This is a genomic window from Maribacter corallii (genome assembly GCF_047345415.1).
Lineage (GTDB): Bacteria > Bacteroidota > Bacteroidia > Flavobacteriales > Flavobacteriaceae > Maribacter_C.
Genome location: NZ_JBLFEP010000001.1, coordinates 918,849 through 936,841 on the forward strand (window position 1 = coordinate 918,849; position 17,993 = coordinate 936,841).

Annotated in this window: 14 protein-coding genes; 10 read left to right on the plus strand and 4 right to left on the minus strand. The window is 43.0% G+C overall.

Features of this window, described 5'->3' with window-relative positions; genetic code table 11:
- Positions 1-82 precede the first annotated feature (82 nt).
- Complete coding sequence (locus tag ACKWCA_RS04220; RefSeq protein ID WP_413976888.1) at positions 83-1,225, minus strand: SPFH domain-containing protein; 1,143 nt, start codon at positions 1,223-1,225, stop codon at positions 83-85.
- Positions 1,226-1,406: 181 nt separating this feature from the next.
- Here ACKWCA_RS04220 and ACKWCA_RS04225 point away from each other — a divergent pair, with 181 nt between their 5' ends.
- From ACKWCA_RS04225 to ACKWCA_RS04235, 3 genes are all read left to right on the plus strand, one after another.
- Positions 1,407-5,072: a T9SS type A sorting domain-containing protein gene (locus tag ACKWCA_RS04225; protein ID WP_413976889.1), complete on the plus strand. Its 3,666-nt coding sequence runs from the start codon at positions 1,407-1,409 to the stop codon at positions 5,070-5,072.
- Positions 5,073-5,176: 104 nt separating this feature from the next.
- Positions 5,177-5,608 carry a hypothetical protein gene (locus ACKWCA_RS04230; RefSeq protein ID WP_413976890.1) on the plus strand — a complete coding sequence of 144 codons (432 nt, stop codon included), beginning with the start codon at positions 5,177-5,179 and terminating at the stop codon, positions 5,606-5,608.
- A gap of 41 nt (positions 5,609-5,649) precedes the next feature.
- A complete protein-coding gene (locus tag ACKWCA_RS04235; protein WP_413976891.1) occupies positions 5,650-6,627 on the plus strand; it encodes a carbohydrate kinase family protein in 978 nt (325 codons plus the stop codon).
- Here ACKWCA_RS04235 and ACKWCA_RS04240 read toward each other — a convergent pair.
- From ACKWCA_RS04240 to ACKWCA_RS04250, 3 genes are read right to left on the minus strand one after another with little or no spacing between them, the layout of a single operon-like run.
- Entirely contained in the window at positions 6,624-7,760 is a 1,137-nt protein-coding gene (locus ACKWCA_RS04240) for an ATP-binding protein (protein WP_413976892.1), read from the minus strand. The genes ACKWCA_RS04235 and ACKWCA_RS04240 overlap by 4 nt on opposite strands.
- Positions 7,757-8,512 (minus strand): SDR family NAD(P)-dependent oxidoreductase, encoded by a 756-nt coding sequence (locus ACKWCA_RS04245; RefSeq protein WP_413976893.1) that lies wholly within the window; start codon positions 8,510-8,512, stop codon positions 7,757-7,759. Before ACKWCA_RS04245 ends, ACKWCA_RS04240 begins: the two co-directional genes overlap by 4 nt.
- Before the next feature lie 14 nt (positions 8,513-8,526).
- The gene (locus ACKWCA_RS04250) at positions 8,527-9,402 is read right to left on the minus strand and encodes an aldo/keto reductase (RefSeq protein ID WP_413976894.1); all 876 of its coding nucleotides are present in this window, start codon (positions 9,400-9,402) and stop codon (positions 8,527-8,529) included.
- Between the two features lie 322 nt (positions 9,403-9,724).
- On the opposite strand from ACKWCA_RS04250, the gene ACKWCA_RS04255 reads away from it, so the two are divergent.
- From ACKWCA_RS04255 to ACKWCA_RS04285, 7 genes are all read left to right on the plus strand, one after another.
- Complete coding sequence (locus ACKWCA_RS04255) at positions 9,725-10,726, plus strand: AAA family ATPase (RefSeq protein WP_413976895.1); 1,002 nt, start codon at positions 9,725-9,727, stop codon at positions 10,724-10,726.
- Positions 10,727-10,800: 74 nt separating this feature from the next.
- Complete coding sequence (locus ACKWCA_RS04260; RefSeq protein WP_413976896.1) at positions 10,801-11,667, plus strand: DUF58 domain-containing protein; 867 nt, start codon at positions 10,801-10,803, stop codon at positions 11,665-11,667.
- Positions 11,668-11,696: 29 nt separating this feature from the next.
- Positions 11,697-13,331: a cytochrome c-type biogenesis protein gene (locus ACKWCA_RS04265; RefSeq protein WP_413977122.1), complete on the plus strand. Its 1,635-nt coding sequence runs from the start codon at positions 11,697-11,699 to the stop codon at positions 13,329-13,331.
- On the plus strand, positions 13,332-14,330 hold the full coding sequence (locus tag ACKWCA_RS04270) for a vWA domain-containing protein (RefSeq protein WP_413976897.1): 999 nt from the start codon (positions 13,332-13,334) through the stop codon (positions 14,328-14,330). It abuts the gene before it with no gap.
- A 3-nt stretch (positions 14,331-14,333) separates the two neighbouring features.
- Positions 14,334-15,380 (plus strand): VWA domain-containing protein, encoded by a 1,047-nt coding sequence (locus ACKWCA_RS04275; protein WP_413976898.1) that lies wholly within the window; start codon positions 14,334-14,336, stop codon positions 15,378-15,380.
- Positions 15,381-16,214 (plus strand): tetratricopeptide repeat protein, encoded by an 834-nt coding sequence (locus tag ACKWCA_RS04280; RefSeq protein ID WP_413976899.1) that lies wholly within the window; start codon positions 15,381-15,383, stop codon positions 16,212-16,214.
- A gap of 4 nt (positions 16,215-16,218) precedes the next feature.
- Positions 16,219-17,991 carry a BatD family protein gene (locus ACKWCA_RS04285; RefSeq protein WP_413976900.1) on the plus strand — a complete coding sequence of 591 codons (1,773 nt, stop codon included), beginning with the start codon at positions 16,219-16,221 and terminating at the stop codon, positions 17,989-17,991.
- Positions 17,992-17,993: the final 2 nt, after the last annotated feature.

Sequence of the window (17,993 nt, forward strand, 5' to 3'; positions counted from 1 at the left end):
AAAAGTGATTAGGGCGTTTGCCACCTATAAGGACCGCTTCCATAGTTTTATGGGCACCAGGGAACAGCCTCTCTTTGTATCATCAAGCGGTAGGTAATGGGGGTGGAACACTACCTCCTAAGAACGACTTCAATTCTTCCACTTCTTTCAAAGTCAGCCAGTTTTGCATACCCTGTTTCCATACCAAAGAATCCCTATTTATCGTTCTTGCAGCGAAAAGTTCTTTCAGCCGGTCAAAGCTTACTGGACCCATTTGTTGGCCATCAACGGCATAATGATACATCACCTGTACGGGCATCGGTGGTGGGGCAACGGCACCGGCTTGCGGCGCTTGGGTTCCAAAAATCTGTTGTGGCGCTTGCGGATTCATCATATTGCCCATTTGCTGAGCGAGTACAAAACCCATTCCCATGCCCATTCCGGCGCCGGCAGTTCCGCCTTCGTTCTTTGCGGCCGCTTCCATGGCCTTGGCGGCCTTGAATTGCGCGAGCTTGGTCATATCTAATTTATCCAACCTGCTGTATTCGAAAATCTCTTTCTTTAGCTCCTCGGGCATCGAAACGTTTTCGATATAAAATTTCTCTAGCTCGATACCGACCCTTCCAAATTCGGGTTGCATCACCTCTTGACATGTTTCCGATAGTTCTGAAGTATTCGCGGCATACAATTCGACAGGCAAGTTGGCCTCACCAACCGTATCGGTGAAACGGGTCACGATTAGACTCTTAAGATGTTCATTAATTTCGAAATTAGTGAAGTTACCATCTGTTCCGACTACATCGACCACGAATTTCCCGGGGTCGTTGATTCGAAAGCTATAGGTGCCAAAAGCACGTATTTCAACCAGACCAAATCGCTCATCGCTCAACATAAACGGATTTTTCGTTCCCCATTTTTCATCTGTAAACAAGCGTGTATTCACAAAATAGACCTCAGCTTTAAACGGACTATCAAAGCCATACTTCCACCCCTTTAAAGTGGTTAAAATGGGTAGGTTCTGTGTATTGAGCGTATACGTGCCCGGCTGAAAGACATCGGCAAGTTGTCCTTCATTTACGAATACCGCTGCTTGCCCCTCTCGTACAATGAGTTTTGCATTGTTCTTGATTTCATTTTGATACCGCTCAAAACGGTGTACTATAGTATCATCGTTCGTGTCTAACCACTCGACAATGTCTATAAACTCATTACTCAGTTTCTTTTTTATTTCATCAAATAAAGCCATTTCGATAGTGTTTTTATAGTGTTGATCAAAAGATACGTATTTCTAAATATTCAACCAGATAGTGAACTCAAAATTTTAATTTAAAAAATCTCACACCATTCATCGATTTTGTGAGAAAACATATACATCATTAACATTTAATTAATATATTGAAGGCGCTAATTAATTTAAAGAACACTCTATGAAAACAGTTTTACTCAAAAAGTTTTTCAATTGCCTTTTAATATTCGGGTTTTTAGGTACCGCTGGGGTACAGGCCCAACAGAAAGGCGTGAAGACCTCACACGAAGATTCCCCCAAGAAGGGGCACGCACTTTACAAGCAAAGTAAACTTTACGACAACCAATCAGGCCCTACCGCCAAGAAAAAGCGAATCGCCGATAATGCCTTGAAGAGGTTAGAGTATGAAATGTCCATAATTCAAAATCCCTATACTAGGGAAGTTCCCGAAAGTATCCGCGAACTGGAAACGAAGTTTTCGGCCAACATCAAGGAACGTGCTATTACATCAGAAGCTTCAAAAAGTGCTTCTAAAAGTAGTTCGAAAAGTACGTTTAACAATTGGGAAAATAGAGGGCCAGGAAACATTGGCGGTCGCACGAGGGCCTTGGCCATCGACAGTAAAGATGAAAACACCATTTTTGCAGGTGGGGTTTCCGGAGGATTATGGAGATCGACCGATCTTGGCCAAAATTGGGCGAAAATTACAAAAAGTAGAAATACGCCAAGCATCACTTCGATAGTACAAGATCCTAGGAAGAGACATAGCAACACTTGGTATTATGCATCAGGTGAGCGCTTCGGGAACTCTGCCAGTGCCGGCGGTGCATTTTATACCGGAGACGGTATCTTCAAATCAACGGACAATGGACAAACTTGGAGGCCGATGCGCAATTCGAATGATAATAGTTTAGATGCGATTACTTCTCTAGATATCATCAATAGCCTTGGGGTACACCCGAAGACGGGCGACCTGTTCGCAGCAACGTTTAATGGGCTCTTTAGGTTCAAGTGGGGTATCGGTAATAAGGTGAAGGAAGTTTTACCAAGCGCGTTCGATAGTCAAACTGAAGTAATGATTACCCCTAGGGGAAAAATTTATGCCACAGTAGATATTTTTGGCGATGAAAATGCAGGTTTTTATGTATCAAATGATAGTGGTGAAACATTCACCGACATTACTCCTGAAGGCCTAATACCGAGTTATGGAAGAACGGTGATGACCTATGACCCATCAAATGAGAATATCGTTTATTTCTTTTCGTACAATGAAGCGGACTTCTCAGAAGCCTTTCTTTGGAGATACAAGCCTAACGCACTACCTGAAAGAAGATGGGTAGACTTAAGTGCAAACCTCCCAGATAACATTGGTGGGCCTGTTGGAAATTTGAATCTGCAAGGAGGATACAACATGATCATCAAAGTACACCCTGAAAATCCTGATATGATTTTCCTTGGTGGCACAAATCTTTATCGTTCTACTACCGGGTTTACAACACCAACTGGAGCTGAAGGTTGGATCGGTGGTTATGACACAGCCAATGACATAAGTATCTATCCTAATCAACACCCAGATCAACACAACTTGGTGTTTTTGCCATCAGATGCAAATCGGGTAATCTCTTCACATGACGGGGGCGTTTCCCTTACAGATGATATCACAAATGCAGATCGGGTCGAATGGACATCCCTAAACAATCTATATCTCACTACTCAGCCATACGCAGTGTCATATGATCCGGAAGGAAATAGTGATGATGTAATGGCCGGATTCCAAGATAACAGCACATGGTATACCAATTCTGAAAGTATTGATCAGCCATGGGTAGACCAATTTGGAGGTGACGGTTCTTTCAATGCGATCGCCGATGGAGGTAGAACACGGTATGTCTCCGCTCAAGGGGGTGTCGTTTACCGCTTAAATATCAACGAAGCAGGTGAAGAAGTGTCATTTACCAGAGTGCAGCCTGCAGGTGCTACGGGTTTTCGTTTTATTGCTCCCTTTATGTTGGATCCGGTAAACGATAATATCATGTATATGCCTGCCGGAAATACAATGTGGAGAAATAACGATTTAGATGGCATTCCCTTGTTTTCGAATGCCCCGACTCCTGTGAATTGGTCAAAATTGACCCAGACCGCTACCTCCGACGACTCGGATATCACTGCCATGGATGTTTCTAAATATCCAGTGGCGAACCGATTGTATTATGGAACCTCCTCTGGTATGATTTTCAGAATGGATGATGCTAATATCGACGATCAGGAACCTGTTGATATTTCAACGGGCAAAGGACTACCTCCTGGTAACGTAAATAACATCTATGTAGATCCGAAAAATCCGGATCGGGTTTTTGTTGTCTTCTCCAATTACCGTATTCCCAGTGTTTTTGTAACATGGAACGCTGGAGAGCAATGGCACAATATCAGTGGTAACCTCGAAGAAAATGTAGATGGTTCAGGAAATGGGCCGTCGGTCAGATGGTTTGCTATGAACGGGAACAATGATGGTTATTTTGTAGGTACAAGTACTGGTCTGTACTTTGCTGACCGATTGCAAAATAATAAGACCCAATGGCTTAGAGAGCCACGCATTGGCAATGGTGTGGTAACACAAATACGTACGAGGTCAGACGGGTTCGCTGTTGCAGGAGTTCATGGAAATGGAGTCTACAGTGCCAATTTCTTGGTGCGGCCAAGGCCCGAACCAAGCCTCAGCGTCGCTTACCTATTACCTGACATCAGCGTGCCTATTAATTCAGAGCCGTTTGAGGTCGATGTCACTGATTTATTCGTAAGCAAAAAGACAAATGCCAACATCGATATTGAATTCACGAACAGCAATCCTGAATTGGTGACAGCGATGTTGGATGGCGATAAAATAAAAATCTCCATTGCTCCTGATATGGACGGAAGTGCTGCCATTGGGCTTGTCGCTACTTCTGGTAAAGAGCAGGTTTCCGAAGGCTTCACGATTAAGGTCTTTGAGCCGCCTATTTATGATCAATTTGGTCCGGCTACAAGTTCAGCACCTTCGCAGCAATTCCCTGATTTTGGCGGTATTTTAGCCCAATCGGCAGATGATTTTGTGGTTCCAGAAGGAAGTTCATGGAAAGTGAATAGCGTTGTAGCGTACGGCGTTGCCAATAATGGTCCGGAATTTACGGACGTTACGGTTGAAATCTATACCGACGTAGACGGATTACCTGGAGCATTGGTGTACAACAGTGGTTCTATCGAACCTACCTCTGAACCTGAGAATACCGTTTTAGAGCTCGAATTGCCTGAAATGGTGGAACTTGAAAGTGGTTCCTACTGGCTTTCAGTATATACCAACCTAGCTTTCGGAGCAGAAGAACAACAATGGTTTTGGTCGACTCAAGATAATGTTATCGGTAGTGAATCGGCATTTAAGGATAGTGGTGTTTTCTTGGAAATCGACTGGATTCAAAAATCATTGGTATTCGGTGGGGCTCCAAACGATATGGTCTTTCAAATATTCGGATCTGTCGAAACCATCGCTGGTGAAGGGGAAGCCTCGAAGTCGGCAATTGTTTTAGATCAAGCCATTGAAACCGAGGCCCTGGCAGAGATAGAAGCAAGCGGCATCACTACGGTTTGGCCAAATCCCTCTTCCTCTGAATTCTTCTTTTCCCTAAGGGATAACGTAGATACGGAAGTAGATGCCAAGGTATACAATATCTTAGGTCAATTGGTTTATGAAAAAGAGAAAATAGATGCCTCACAAACTTTCTCATGGAATGCTAACGGTAGCCCGGCTGGTTTGTATATTGTGAAGATTACTGGAGCCAATACCAGCAAAAGCTTCAATATTGTAAAAAAGTAAATTTTTAATCATCTAATAAAAAAGGCACGGAATTAATCCGTGCCTTTTGCTATATAAACCTATCGGAACCAACTATTTTTTTATCTTGTTGTAAATTACTCTGCATGAAATCTTTAATAACTCTATTATTATTCGCGTTTGGCTTGGCATGCCATTCAGTAAAGGAGACGCCTAATGAAAATAATTCAAAAGAAACAAATGAACAACCCGTGAACACTACCACTACGACCGGGCAATTTGGAATACCTGGCAGAATATCGTTCAAGGCCAAAGTCAAGGAAATCTACGTTGAAAAGAAGAATATATGTGGAGTAGAAAAATCGAACGTTGCTCAGGTCGAGGTACTGAAAATTATGGAACGAGGCTCTGGTATCACAAACTTGCCTACAGAAAAAGAAGTCATCTTGGTAAGCTTTTTATTGCCCCCCAAAAATCTGGGTTCTGAAATGATTATACAGGCAAAAGCAAAAGAATCGCTTTGTCCCACAGCATCCAAAACCTACTTTACAATAAATTCTTATAAAATTTTAGAGTAAGCCCGATTTTGTGAGTATCTTGTTCTGGTTGAATTTTGATTATGACGAGGCAAGTATACTGTGTTGGTGAACTTTTAATCGACTTTGTTGCGGAGAAGCAGGGAAGCGATTTATCCGTAGCAAACCTGTTTAATAAAAAAGCTGGGGGAGCTCCGGCAAATGTGGCCTGTGCCATTGCTAAACTAGGGGGTAGCAGTAGGTTTATCGGCTGTGTTGGCAACGACCCCTTTGGCACTTTTTTGTTAAATGTCCTAAAGGAAAACAAAGTTGATATTTCCTTAGCACAACGTTCAAAGACCTTTACTACCATAGCTTTTGTTTCCTTGGCTGAAGATGGCGAACGCGATTTTGTATTTAGCCGAGGCGCCGATAAGAAGCTCGTTTATGATTCCGATGTCAAGAGTGGTTTTGAAGGAAATATTCTTCACCTTGGTGCGGCAACGGCAATGCTAGGAGGGGATCTTGAAAAGGCCTATGGTCGTTATTTCTTCGATGCGTTGACCAAAAATATGTTCATCAGCTTTGATCCCAACTTCAGGGGCGACCTATGGAAAGATGAAGAGCAAGCCTTCATTAAAAAATGTATGACCTTTGTCGAAAAGGCAGACCTTTGTAAGTTTAGCTTAGAGGAAGCCCAATTGCTCTCTGGTAAAAAGGATTTGAATGAAGCCTGCGATGTTCTTCATGAAATCGGTGCAAAAATCATTACCATTACTTTGGGGAGTGAAGGCACGCTGGTCAGCACTTCTTCAAACGTAAAACACACTATCCCAAGTATTAAAGTCAATCCCGTGGATACCACAGGTGCTGGGGACGCATTTATCGGTTGTTTGCTTCAGCAGATCTCTACATTGAACGATCCACATGAGATTATTTCGAATACCGAGTTGTTATTGAAAATGGTACAAAGAGCGAATAAGGCCGGTGCCATCACAACAACGAATTATGGCGCAATACCTTCTTTACCGACCCGCGACTTGATATTTGACTCCTCTGAGCCCAAGTCTGATTCTGATTAGTTATACCTGACCTTTCGTAGAATGCGCAACGACTCCTTTAAGGTCTTATACACGTTTTCATCTTGTTTTTTGAGTAACCCTCTGGCCATTTCCATCTGCTCCTTCGCCTCTTCAAATCCATTTAGGTAACAAATCAAATAGGTGTCCGGGAGATGCCTCAAGTCCTCTTTTTCATTTGACTTGAGTGCTATTTCCTTTTCTAGTTTCTTTAAAAGCGCATTATTCGCATTGAAAATATGATGAAGGTTCTTTTTATCGTATTTCGGCGGTTCAAAAATCAGGTCACTACTAATAGTATACGTGCCATTATCGGCAAACGTGATCACCACCTTTTCCAAAGGATAGTATTTCTGTTTCGCCCCTAGTCCGAGCTGCACGTACTCAACGGTGGTAAATGAATGCTCGTCATAGGCAATCGTGATGTCATCCAATGCGGAATAAAACAATTTCACTTGCTCATTGATCAATTCGATATCCACACGTGAAAAGTAGGTTTCCCCTTTTACCTTCTGTTGATTGCCTGCCCAACAGACGACGAATTGTTCTTTAAACACCTTATAATTACTCTGCAGGTCTCGATGCCTATTGTTGATGAAATCGATTACACCGTCTAGCGTCAATTCGATATTGTTTCGAGCATGCTGCTCTATAGTGGCTACTGTTTGCGAATTTATATCGTTCAATTCGATATCATAGGCCTTGGGCATGCTAATGCTTCCTTCTCTAAAGAATACCATGCCCCCATAGTATTTCCATATGTTTTTTCGTAGGGTACAGACTTTTCCATTTGATTTGATGGTGACCAGCCCGACCACCTTTCCTTCCTTGAGGTGAGGGAAGGGAATATTCTCGTAAGATATCAGTGGAGGGTTGTCCAAATAGGCATTCACCAGATTCTGAATCTTGCTGTCATCGAAGAAATCCACGCCAACAATTCTATTGTCCTCATCTTCAACACCTACCACAATGAACGAGTTATTTTTTGGATTGCTGTTTGCTAGGGCGCATACATGCTTTAAGAACTTCGCCTTTCCTTCCCTCTGTCCAATCGCTATAAACCTTTTCTTGTCGTAAAAACTGTTCTCATCGTTATGCGCAAGAAGGTTTTTGACTAAAAGGCGTTTATTGATCATAGGTCTTTTTTCACAATAGTGGAAGACGCCTGAGCAGTACACATCACCACCAAATCGGCTATGTTAACATGACTTGGTCTCGTGACTACAAAATGAACGATATCCGCCACGTCCTTAGCAATAAGGGGTTGAAAGCCCTTGTAGACATTATTCGCTCTATCGACATCTCCCTTAAATCTGACATCGCTGAATTCGGTCTCCACTAAACCCGGGTTGATCGCGCCAACGCGAATGCCGTGGGCGTTCAAGTCGATGCGCATGCCCTGATTAATGGCATCGACAGCATGTTTACTGGCACAATAAACATTTCCCTTTGGATAGACTTCTTTGCCCGCTGTCGAACCTATATTGATAATATGACCCTCTTTCTTTTTGACCATCTTCGGAATTATCGCTTTGGAAACATACAACAGGCCTTTCACATTGATGTCCAACATGGCATCCCAGTCATCCATACTTCCTTCATCAATGAAATCAAGACCATGGGCATTTCCGGCGTTATTGACCAGAATATCTATGTCAGCAAAATCCGGTGGTAATGATTTGATACTATCATGTACTTTTTCACGGTGTCGGACATCAAAATTCAGCGTGTGAACTTTCGTTTGTTCACTTAATGCGGTCTTAAGTTCATTCAAACGTTCTTGTCTTCTTCCACAAATGACCAACTGAATCCCATGCTTCGCAAAACACTCGGCAATGGCCTTGCCAATTCCGCTAGTAGCTCCTGTAATCAATGCTGTTTTACTCATATCGATTTTTTAGTTTAAGGTACTTCACAGCCTTGGCTTGCCTCCAATAATAAAAACCAATCTTGAAGTTCCAAGTCTATTTCCATTGCCATCAGGGCATCTTTTAATCTACTCTTGGTGGCCGTACCCACCACTGGGCGCACCTGGGCAGGATGTTTTAGTATCCACGCCAGTAACAATTGGTCAGCACTCACATTGTATTTTTCGAGTAATGGGCGCATCGCCTTTTCAATACGCTTCTCCTTCGTGGTACCTTCTTTAAAATAGGACCCTAATGGACTCCAAGACATCGCCATTCTATTCTTAGCCCTACAATCATCCAGGATGCCATTGTACATGACCTCATTGGAGGTCAATGAAAACTCGACTTGGTTGGCGCTAACCGCAACCGAAGTCTCAAGCAAAGCGATTTGGGAAGGCAAAAAATTGGATACCCCAAAACTCTTGATCTTACCATCTTTGGTCAAGCTGTCAATCGCCTCTGAAATCTCATCGGGTTCCATAAGTGGACTAGGTCTATGCAGCAACAAAAGGTCGAGATATTCGGTCTGTAGGTTTTTTAAAGACTGCTCTACCGACCAAATGATATAGGCCTTCGTATAATCGTAATGCTTAACGACGTTGGGCCGTTTTTCAGAATCAAATTGAATTCCACACTTACTGATAAACTGTACTTTCTCTCGCGGCACTCCACTTCTCAAGAAACCTGCGCCGAAATCGGCTTCCGTGGTGTATCCACCATAAATGTCGGCATGATCGAAAGTGGTCAACCCTATATCGCTACAATAGGCTATCAGGTCGGAGATTTCGTCGCTCCCGAATCCTTTCCCCCATTGGCCCCAAGTCATGGCCCCGGCAATTATTCTTGAATATTCCGTTTGTTTCATCATAGGTCATCGAAATTATAAAATAATACGCGAAAACGCCTGCGTAAATTACAATCCTTTCCATATTTCGGTCACTCACTTTTTGTGACTATATTTCACGATAGAAAAATGGGCTTGTCAAAATTTATAAATCCCACGAAATACAATTCCCCTATGGAACGCGTTTTTTTGGTTTGCCCGAAATTGCAATCCCTTAAAGACTTCATAAAAATAGGGGGTTATCCCATTTTTTAACCAATCGTTAACAGCGGAACAATGAATAAATTTTCAATTTGCAGGCCTGATTAAATTACAACCATCCAACACCAAAATTTTTAATAAATCTATGGAAGAAAATACTACTGTTGATATTAGTGCGGTAAACGAGAAAATTGCTCAAGAAAGTGCTTTTATCGACTTGTTGCTTTTAGAAATGAATAAGGTTATCGTTGGCCAAAAACATATGGTTGAACGATTGCTCATCGGGCTCTTGGGTCAAGGTCATATTCTTCTTGAAGGTGTTCCCGGTCTGGCAAAGACCCTCGCCATCAACACGCTCTCAAAAGCGGTCAAAGGGGAGTTCAGTCGTATTCAATTTACGCCTGACCTGTTGCCTGCCGATGTAGTGGGTACCATGATCTACAACATGAAAGTCAATGATTTTTCGATAAAGAAGGGACCGATTTTCGCCAATTTCGTGTTAGCGGATGAAATTAACCGTGCGCCTGCCAAGGTACAATCGGCATTGCTTGAGGCAATGCAAGAAAAGCAGGTGACCATAGGAGATGAAACTTTTATTTTGGATAAACCTTTCTTGGTCATGGCCACGCAAAATCCTGTTGAACAGGAAGGAACCTATCCGTTGCCCGAGGCCCAAGTCGATCGTTTTATGTTGAAAACGGTAATCGACTATCCAAAAATGAACGAGGAGCAGATGATTATGCGTCAAAATCTTTTGGGTGCTTTCGAAACGGTTAAACCTGTAGTTACCCTAAAACAGATTTTGAGCGCTCAAAAAGCGGTTCGTGAGGTCTACATGGATGAAAAAATTGAAAAGTATATTTTAGATATTGTTTTCGCCACGCGATATCCCGAAAAATATAACCTAGAAAATCTTAAACCCTTAATCAGTTTCGGAGCTTCCCCTCGTGGTAGTATCAACCTTGGCAATGCGGCAAAATGTTATGCTTTTATCAAACGTCGAGGGTATGTGGTACCTGAGGATGTCAGGGCAGTTGTGCACGATGTACTGCGTCACAGAATAGGCATTACCTATGAAGCCGAGGCTGAAAATATTACTTCAGAGGAAATTATCAACCAGATCGTAAACGAAATAGAAGTGCCCTAACGGTAGAAGCCGTTTGCAGTATTCTTCGAAAAACCACAACTGCTTACCGGTGCTGAATACTGTTTGCTGAACAAATGGATACGAAAGAACTCCTTAAAAAAGTCCGCAAGATCGAGATTAAGACCCGGCGTCTTTCCGATCATATCTTTGGTGGTGAATACCATTCTACCTTCAAAGGTCGCGGTATGACCTTCAGTGAAGTACGTCAATACCAGTTCGGAGATGATGTTCGAAGTATCGATTGGAATGTAACCGCAAGATATAACGAACCTTTTGTCAAGGTTTTCGAGGAAGAAAGGGAGCTGACCATGATGCTCATGGTCGACGTAAGTGGTTCGGAACTTTTCGGGACCACCAATCAGTTCAAAAAGGAAATCATCACTGAAATCTCGGCCACCTTGGCATTCTCTGCACTACAAAACAATGATAAGGCCGGATTGATCCTCTTTTCCGATCAGGTCGAACTTTTTATTCCTCCTAAAAAAGGAAAAAGTCATGTACTACGTATCATACGCGAATTATTGGAGTTTAAGCCCAAAAGCAACAAAACCGATATTGCCGAAGCGTTGAAGTTCATGACGAGTGTAATGAAAAAGAAAGCTATTGTTTTTGTGCTTTCCGATTTCATCTCCGACCATTACGAAAGAACACTAAAAATTACAGGCAATAAACACGATGTAACCGGAATTCGAGTCTATGATCACCGGGAAGAAGAAATTCCGAATTTAGGTATGGTTCAAGTGAAAGATGCCGAAACCGGTGCGATCAAGCTTATCAATACCCAATCAAAAAGCGTTCGCGCGGCCTATGGAGCCTACCATCGTGAGCGGGTGGATTATTTCAAGGATTCCTTCACCAAATCAGGCTGCGGTGTGTTGGATTGTAGGGTAGATGAGAGCTACGTAAAGAAATTGTTGGGCTACTTTAAGCGAAGAGGGTAATGAGAACGAGGTGTTATCTATTCAAATCTATGGAACGGACTTCTTTTTTAAGAGGTGTTGCCCTGGTATTGGCGCTACTCGGTTTTAACTTTTCCAGTTTTGCGCAGACTACTCCCAAAGTGACCTCCGAAGTCGATACCACATCAATTAAAATCGGAGAGCAGGTCAAGTTCAAGGTAATAGTGGAAGCGGACTCAACGGACCAAGTTATCTTTCCTGAAGGACAGACCTTTTCGCCACTCGAAACCGTTGAGGCCTTTGCTACCGATACCACCCGAAAAAATGATCGTCTTACACTGGCCAAAATCTATGCGCTGACACAGTTCGATTCAGGTTCCTATAAACTGCCGATGCAACGTATTGAAATCAACGGTCAAGGGTTTTTCACCGATTCGTTACGAATCGATGTAGCTACCGTACCCGTTGATACCCTCGCTCAAAAAATGTTCGATATAAAGCCCTTGATCGAAGTAGACAAGAGTTATCTCAACTGGTGGAAATGGTTTTTGGGCATTCTTGGAGCATTGTTGGTGATCGGCGGAGTACTCTACTGGTTCGTCTTCCGCAAAAAACCATTGTCCGAAGAAGAAAAAGTCGCGTTACTTCCCCCATATGATCGCGCATTGCTCGAGCTTAAAAAATTGGAGCACTCCAAATATCTAATTCAAGACGAGTATAAGCAATACTATTCAGAACTTACGGAAATCGTGCGGTCCTATCTGGAAGAAGATGTCAACGTATCCGCATTGGAAAGTACCACCGATCAACTGATCGATAAGTTGGAATTAATGACCGATGCTGGGGAATTGGAACTCGACAAAGAGACCATTGTTCAGTTCAAAAGAATCTTGCAAACCGCTGATTTGGTAAAATTCGCAAAATCGAAACCGGATACCTCCGTGGCGGAGCAAGATCGAAAATCCATAGAACAAATTGTAATCAAGACCCATGATGCGTTGCCTGAGCCTACTGAGGAAGAGCTCATGCAACAGGCCGAATATCAAGAGGAACTCGAACGGAAAAAACAAAAGAAAAAAGTAATCATCGCCGTCGCGAGTATTGTAGCCGCTTTTGTACTATCCACGGTCGCAGCTATTGGCTATTACGGTTGGGAATATTCAAAAGATACGCTTTTGGGGCATCCTACCAAAGAGTTGTTGGAGGGGGAATGGGTATCAAGTGCCTACGGGTATCCGCCAATTATCTTAGAAACTCCCAAGGTGTTGAAACGCCAAAAAGTCAAACTACCCCCAGAAACGAAAGAAGCCATTAAAGAGATTCAGGCTTTTGGGTACCGCAGTTCTTTAGGTTTGTTCACCATAGCCGCCACTTCTATAAGCATGACGCAGCTTGAGGAACCCAAATTTGAAGTCACGGTCGAGCAGATGATGAAGAACTTTGAAACGATGGGTGCTAAAAACGTCATTACCAAAGAAGAGGAATTTGTTACCATCTCTGGGGTTAAAGGAGCTAAAGTCTACGGAAGTGGCAAATTTCCAGTGCCAGAATCAAAAGAACTCTTACGCGGTAAATATGCCATGATTTTATTTGGAGGAAAGGGTTTTCAACAGAATATCATCGTCACTTGGTTAGATGGAGATCCCTATGCGGAGGAAATCGTTGACAAAATGCTCACCACTCTAGAAGTCAAAACGGAAATCTAAATGCTGAAAGATATTGAATTCGCCAATCCTGATTTTTTTTGGTTGCTTTTACTGCTTCCATTGGCTATTCTATGGTACTTTTTCAAGCGCAACGAACAAAGTGCATCACTCACAATTTCAAGTAGTCAAGGTTTTACGAAACAAGGTATTCTGCCTAAATTAAGACCGTTGCTCTTCGCCCTTAGATTATTGGCTTTGGCCGCAATAATAGTTGCTATGGCTCGACCGCAGACCAAAGATGTTTCCACGAGAACCAAAACTACCAAAGGTATCGATATCGTGATGGCCATCGATGTTAGTTCAAGTATGTTGGCCCGAGATCTAAAACCCAATCGGCTTTCCGCTTTAAAAGAAGTTGCTGCCGATTTTATCAGAAAACGCCCCAGCGATAGAATAGGTCTTGTGGCCTATGCCGGGGAAGGCTATACCAAAACACCGATCACAAGTGACAAATCGATTGTGCTGAGTGCACTTCGGGAAATAACATACGGCCAATTAAATGATGGTACGGCAATAGGAATGGGACTGGCAACTTCGGTCAACCGATTGAAAGAGAGCAAGGCCATTAGTAAAATTATAATTCTTTTAACTGACGGAGTCAATAATTCTGGCTTTATTGAACCACAAACGGCGGCTGACCTAGCGATCGAATACGGCATTAAGACCTATACGATCGGTCTGGGCACCAATGGAAATGCCTTATCACCTATAGCGTATAATGCCGATGGCTCTTTTCGATATGGTATGCGCCAAGTGGAAATCGATGAGGCCCTTTTAGAAGACATTGCCAAAGTAACCGGCGGAAAATATTTTAGGGCCACTGATAATGAAAAACTGGAGGCCATTTATGATGAGATCAATAAACTCGAAAAAACTGAAATCGAAGAATTCAGGTATACGAGATATGAGGAGAAATTCAGGCCATGGGTACTCTTGGCCGGATTACTATTGTTGTTGGAATGGATTCTAAGAAACACGCTTTTCAGAAGTTTTATTTAGCACATGATTCAATTAGACGAAAAAATATATTTCTATCTGCTCTTCATCATTCCGGTGGTGGTCGTCTTCTTTGTGTTGCTTCAGGTTTGGAAAAAAAGAACACAAAAAAAGTTTGCTGACTATCCCCTATTGAGGCGACTCACGCCGAATCGTTCCAATTTCAAATCTACCTTGAAACTCATTCTTTTTCTAATGGGATTATCGTTTCTGACGTTAGGCCTGGTCAATCCGAAAATAGGCACAAAACTTGAAACAGTAAAAAGAGAGGGAGTCGACATCGTCTTTGCTGTAGATGTTTCCAAAAGTATGTTGGCAGAGGACATTGCGCCGAACCGTCTGGAGAAAGCAAAACGACTGGTTTCTGAAATCATCAATCAATTGGCCAGTGACCGAATAGGTATTATCGCCTATGCGGGTCAAGCCTTTCCACAATTGCCCATTACCACGGATTACGGAGCCGCAAAAATGTTCTTGCAAAGTATGAATACCGATATGCTTACCTCGCAAGGCACCGCTATTGACCAAGCAATCGAACTTGCAACTACTTATTACGACGATGAAGATCAGACCAATCGGGTACTGTTCATCATCTCGGACGGGGAAGATCATTCGGAAGGCACAACCTTAGGTGCTGTTGAAGATGCCACCGAGCTGGGTATTCAGATCTATACTATAAGCGTGGGCACACCTAAAGGGGGACCCATTCCGATAAAACGAAACGGGGTGGTCGAAAGCTTAAAAAAAGATGCCAAGGGAGAAGTGGTCATTACGAAGCTCAATGAAGATGTCTTAATCGATATCGCCGATGACGGCAATGGCGAATACATCAATGGATCGAATACCGATGAAGCCGTCGAGTATATCAAGGAACAGCTGAACCAAATGGATAAAAAGGAATTCGAGGCCAAACAATTTGCCGAATACAAAGACCAATACCAATGGTTTTTGGGCGCGGGCCTGTTGTTTCTATTTTTAGATATATTCGTGTTGGACCGAAAAACCCAATGGTTGAAGAAATTGAATTTGTTTAACGAGAAAAAAGTCGACTAGATGAGGATATCGGTAGTTCTTATTTTATTGGTGTGTACCTTTTCCTATGCTCAGGATGATAGCGAAAAGATACAGGCCCTGAATGAGTCAAAAAACCTTACTTGGGAAGGTAATAAAGACATTTCCGAAGATAATTTCATTGAGGCCGAGGTAGACTATAGAAAGGCCATTTCGAAGAGCGACGAAAATGTCGCCGCTCCGTTTAACCTAGGTAATGCCTACTATAGGAACGAAACCTTCAGTGAGGCTTTTGGCCGGTTCAAGGAAGCTGGAGAAACCGCTACCGCGAAGCCTGATAAGCACAAGGCATATCACAACATGGGCAACGTGTTCATGAAACGAAAGGAATATGAAAAAGCGGTGGAGGCCTATAAAGAAGCCCTACGTAATAATCCTACCGATGAAGAAACACGCTATAACCTGGCATTGGCCAAAGAGCTATTGAAAAAACAGCAAGACGAGCAGAAGAACGACCAAAACGAAGACAACAAAGAGAATAAGGACAACGAGGATAAAAAAGACGAAAACGAGGACAAAAAAGAGGGTGACCAGGGAGATCAGGACAAAGAAGACCAAAAAGACGAAGGAGATCAGGGAGACCAAGAAAAAGAAGAGAACAAAGAAGGCGAAGGAGACCAAAAAGAAGAACAAGAAAAGCAGCCAGATAAAGGAGATCAGGAAAAAGAGCAACAACAACCAAGACCCAACCAATTGTCAAAGCAGCAAATTCAAAACCTGCTTGAGGCCATGCAGAACGAAGAGAAAAAAGTACAGCAGAAAATAGATGCCCAGAAGGTGAAGGGAGTTAAGGTAAAAAACGAAAAAGACTGGTAGTGCAATGCTGAAAAAGTTATATATCATACTTGCGTTCATTTTCGCAGCGCTCCCGCTTGCAGCTCAAAATGACCAAGCGGTCAGCTTTGAATTAAAGCTTAGTAGGCAAAAACTAGGGATTAATGAGCGATTGCGGGTAGAGTTTGCCATGAATCAGGATGGCGACAATTTTTCTCCACCTAAATTCGAGGGTTTCCGGGTTTTGATGGGTCCGCTCCAGTCGATCAGTTCTTCGTGGGTCAACGGGGTTCGCAGTTATTCTAAAACCTACTCCTATACCCTGGCTCCGAAGGCTAGAGGGAAGTTTACTATTGGTCAGGCCTCGATTGTTATCGGAGGCAAAACCTATAAGTCACTGGCAAAACAAGTTGAAGTCACCGCTGCCGTAGACAAGCCTAGTGATCAAATGACAGTTGACGATGTGGCCGACGAAAGTTTGCATTTGGTCGCTGAGGTCTCCAAAACCCGTCCGTACCTTAACGAAGCGGTTAGTGTTGTGTACAAATTATACGTGAGTCCGTCCATAAGCGTTTCCAATTACATCCCCTTGGACAATCCGAAATACAACAATTTCTGGAGTCAAGATATTCCTGTCTCCATTAGAAATGCGAAGAACGGCACCTATAAGGGCAAAGCATATCGCTACGTGATTTTAAAACGGGTAGTATTGTACCCTCAGAAGACCGGTAAATTGGACATCGAGCCCCTTTCTTTAGAAGTGACGGTCGACGTGCCCACCAACAAACGTGATTTCTTCGGGGGGCGAATCTATTCACAGACCAATAAGACCGTTTCGGCCGGAAAACGCATCATCGACGTAAAGCCGTTGCCCTTAGAAGGAAGACCTGCAGATTTCAGCGGCGCCGTGGGCGATTTTGACTTCTCGGTCACCACAAGTAAAAACCGTTTGAATGCCTCCGAATCATTACAGGCCAAAGTAGAAGTGAGTGGTAAGGGAAATCTAAAACTCTTTCAACTGCCCGAGCCCAATCTGCCGAGTTCATTGGAAGTATATGAGCCCGAGTTCAACGAAAAGGTACGTACCACGCTGGCTGGATCACAGGGCAAAGTGAGCAACAGTTACACAGTCGTTCCTGAATTCAAAGGTAAATACCCCATACCGCCCATATCGTTCAGTTATTTCAATCCGAAAACTGAAGAATACATTACCCGTTCCTCTGACGAAATTGTAATCAATGTACTTGAGGGCCCGACCAACGGCTCTTTGGGAACCGTGCCCTCTGCTGCGAACCGACAGACCGTTGTGGCCACTGGAGATCAGTTCAACTTTATTAAGATAAAGCCTAACCTTACCACCATTGGAACCCACTATTTTGTGGGCACATCACGATTTTGGCTCTGGTTACTTTTGCCTTTAGCCTTCATTCCGATAGCTATTCTTCTTCGCAAAAAGCGAGAGGCCATTGCAGGGGATGTTGCAGGAAACAAGATTAAAAAGGCGAACAGGCTCGCCAGAAAGTATCTATCGGCTTCAAAGAAGGCCCTAGGTGATAAAGATTCGTTTTATGTGGCCCTTGAAAAAGGACTCCATAACTATCTGAAGGCGAAACTTAAAATCGAGACTTCTGAATTCAGTAAGGACAAGATCGATACCCTACTCTCTCAAAGAGAAGTGGACAGCGCGACAAAAGACGGATTTATCGGTCTGCTAAAAAACTGTGAAATGGCCCGATACAGTCCTTTTTCAGATGTGCAAATGCAACAGGATTACGATAAGGCCAGTGAGGTCATCTCCTATTTAGACAAACAATTATAGGT

Excerpts from the sequence above, each read along its gene's own strand:
- ACKWCA_RS04220 (WP_413976888.1), bottom strand. The coding sequence starts at position 1,225 with ATGGCTTTATTTGATGAAATAAAAAAGAAACTGAGTAATGAGTTTATA.
- ACKWCA_RS04225 (WP_413976889.1), top strand. The coding sequence starts at position 1,407 with ATGAAAACAGTTTTACTCAAAAAGTTTTTCAATTGCCTTTTAATATTC.
- ACKWCA_RS04230 (WP_413976890.1), top strand. The coding sequence starts at position 5,177 with ATGAAATCTTTAATAACTCTATTATTATTCGCGTTTGGCTTGGCATGC.
- ACKWCA_RS04235 (WP_413976891.1), top strand. The coding sequence starts at position 5,650 with ATGACGAGGCAAGTATACTGTGTTGGTGAACTTTTAATCGACTTTGTT.
- ACKWCA_RS04240 (WP_413976892.1), bottom strand. The coding sequence starts at position 7,760 with ATGATCAATAAACGCCTTTTAGTCAAAAACCTTCTTGCGCATAACGAT.
- ACKWCA_RS04245 (WP_413976893.1), bottom strand. The coding sequence starts at position 8,512 with ATGAGTAAAACAGCATTGATTACAGGAGCTACTAGCGGAATTGGCAAG.
- ACKWCA_RS04250 (WP_413976894.1), bottom strand. The coding sequence starts at position 9,402 with ATGATGAAACAAACGGAATATTCAAGAATAATTGCCGGGGCCATGACT.
- ACKWCA_RS04255 (WP_413976895.1), top strand. The coding sequence starts at position 9,725 with ATGGAAGAAAATACTACTGTTGATATTAGTGCGGTAAACGAGAAAATT.
- ACKWCA_RS04260 (WP_413976896.1), top strand. The coding sequence starts at position 10,801 with ATGGATACGAAAGAACTCCTTAAAAAAGTCCGCAAGATCGAGATTAAG.
- ACKWCA_RS04265 (WP_413977122.1), top strand. The coding sequence starts at position 11,697 with ATGGAACGGACTTCTTTTTTAAGAGGTGTTGCCCTGGTATTGGCGCTA.
- ACKWCA_RS04270 (WP_413976897.1), top strand. The coding sequence starts at position 13,332 with ATGCTGAAAGATATTGAATTCGCCAATCCTGATTTTTTTTGGTTGCTT.
- ACKWCA_RS04275 (WP_413976898.1), top strand. The coding sequence starts at position 14,334 with ATGATTCAATTAGACGAAAAAATATATTTCTATCTGCTCTTCATCATT.
- ACKWCA_RS04280 (WP_413976899.1), top strand. The coding sequence starts at position 15,381 with ATGAGGATATCGGTAGTTCTTATTTTATTGGTGTGTACCTTTTCCTAT.
- ACKWCA_RS04285 (WP_413976900.1), top strand. The coding sequence starts at position 16,219 with ATGCTGAAAAAGTTATATATCATACTTGCGTTCATTTTCGCAGCGCTC.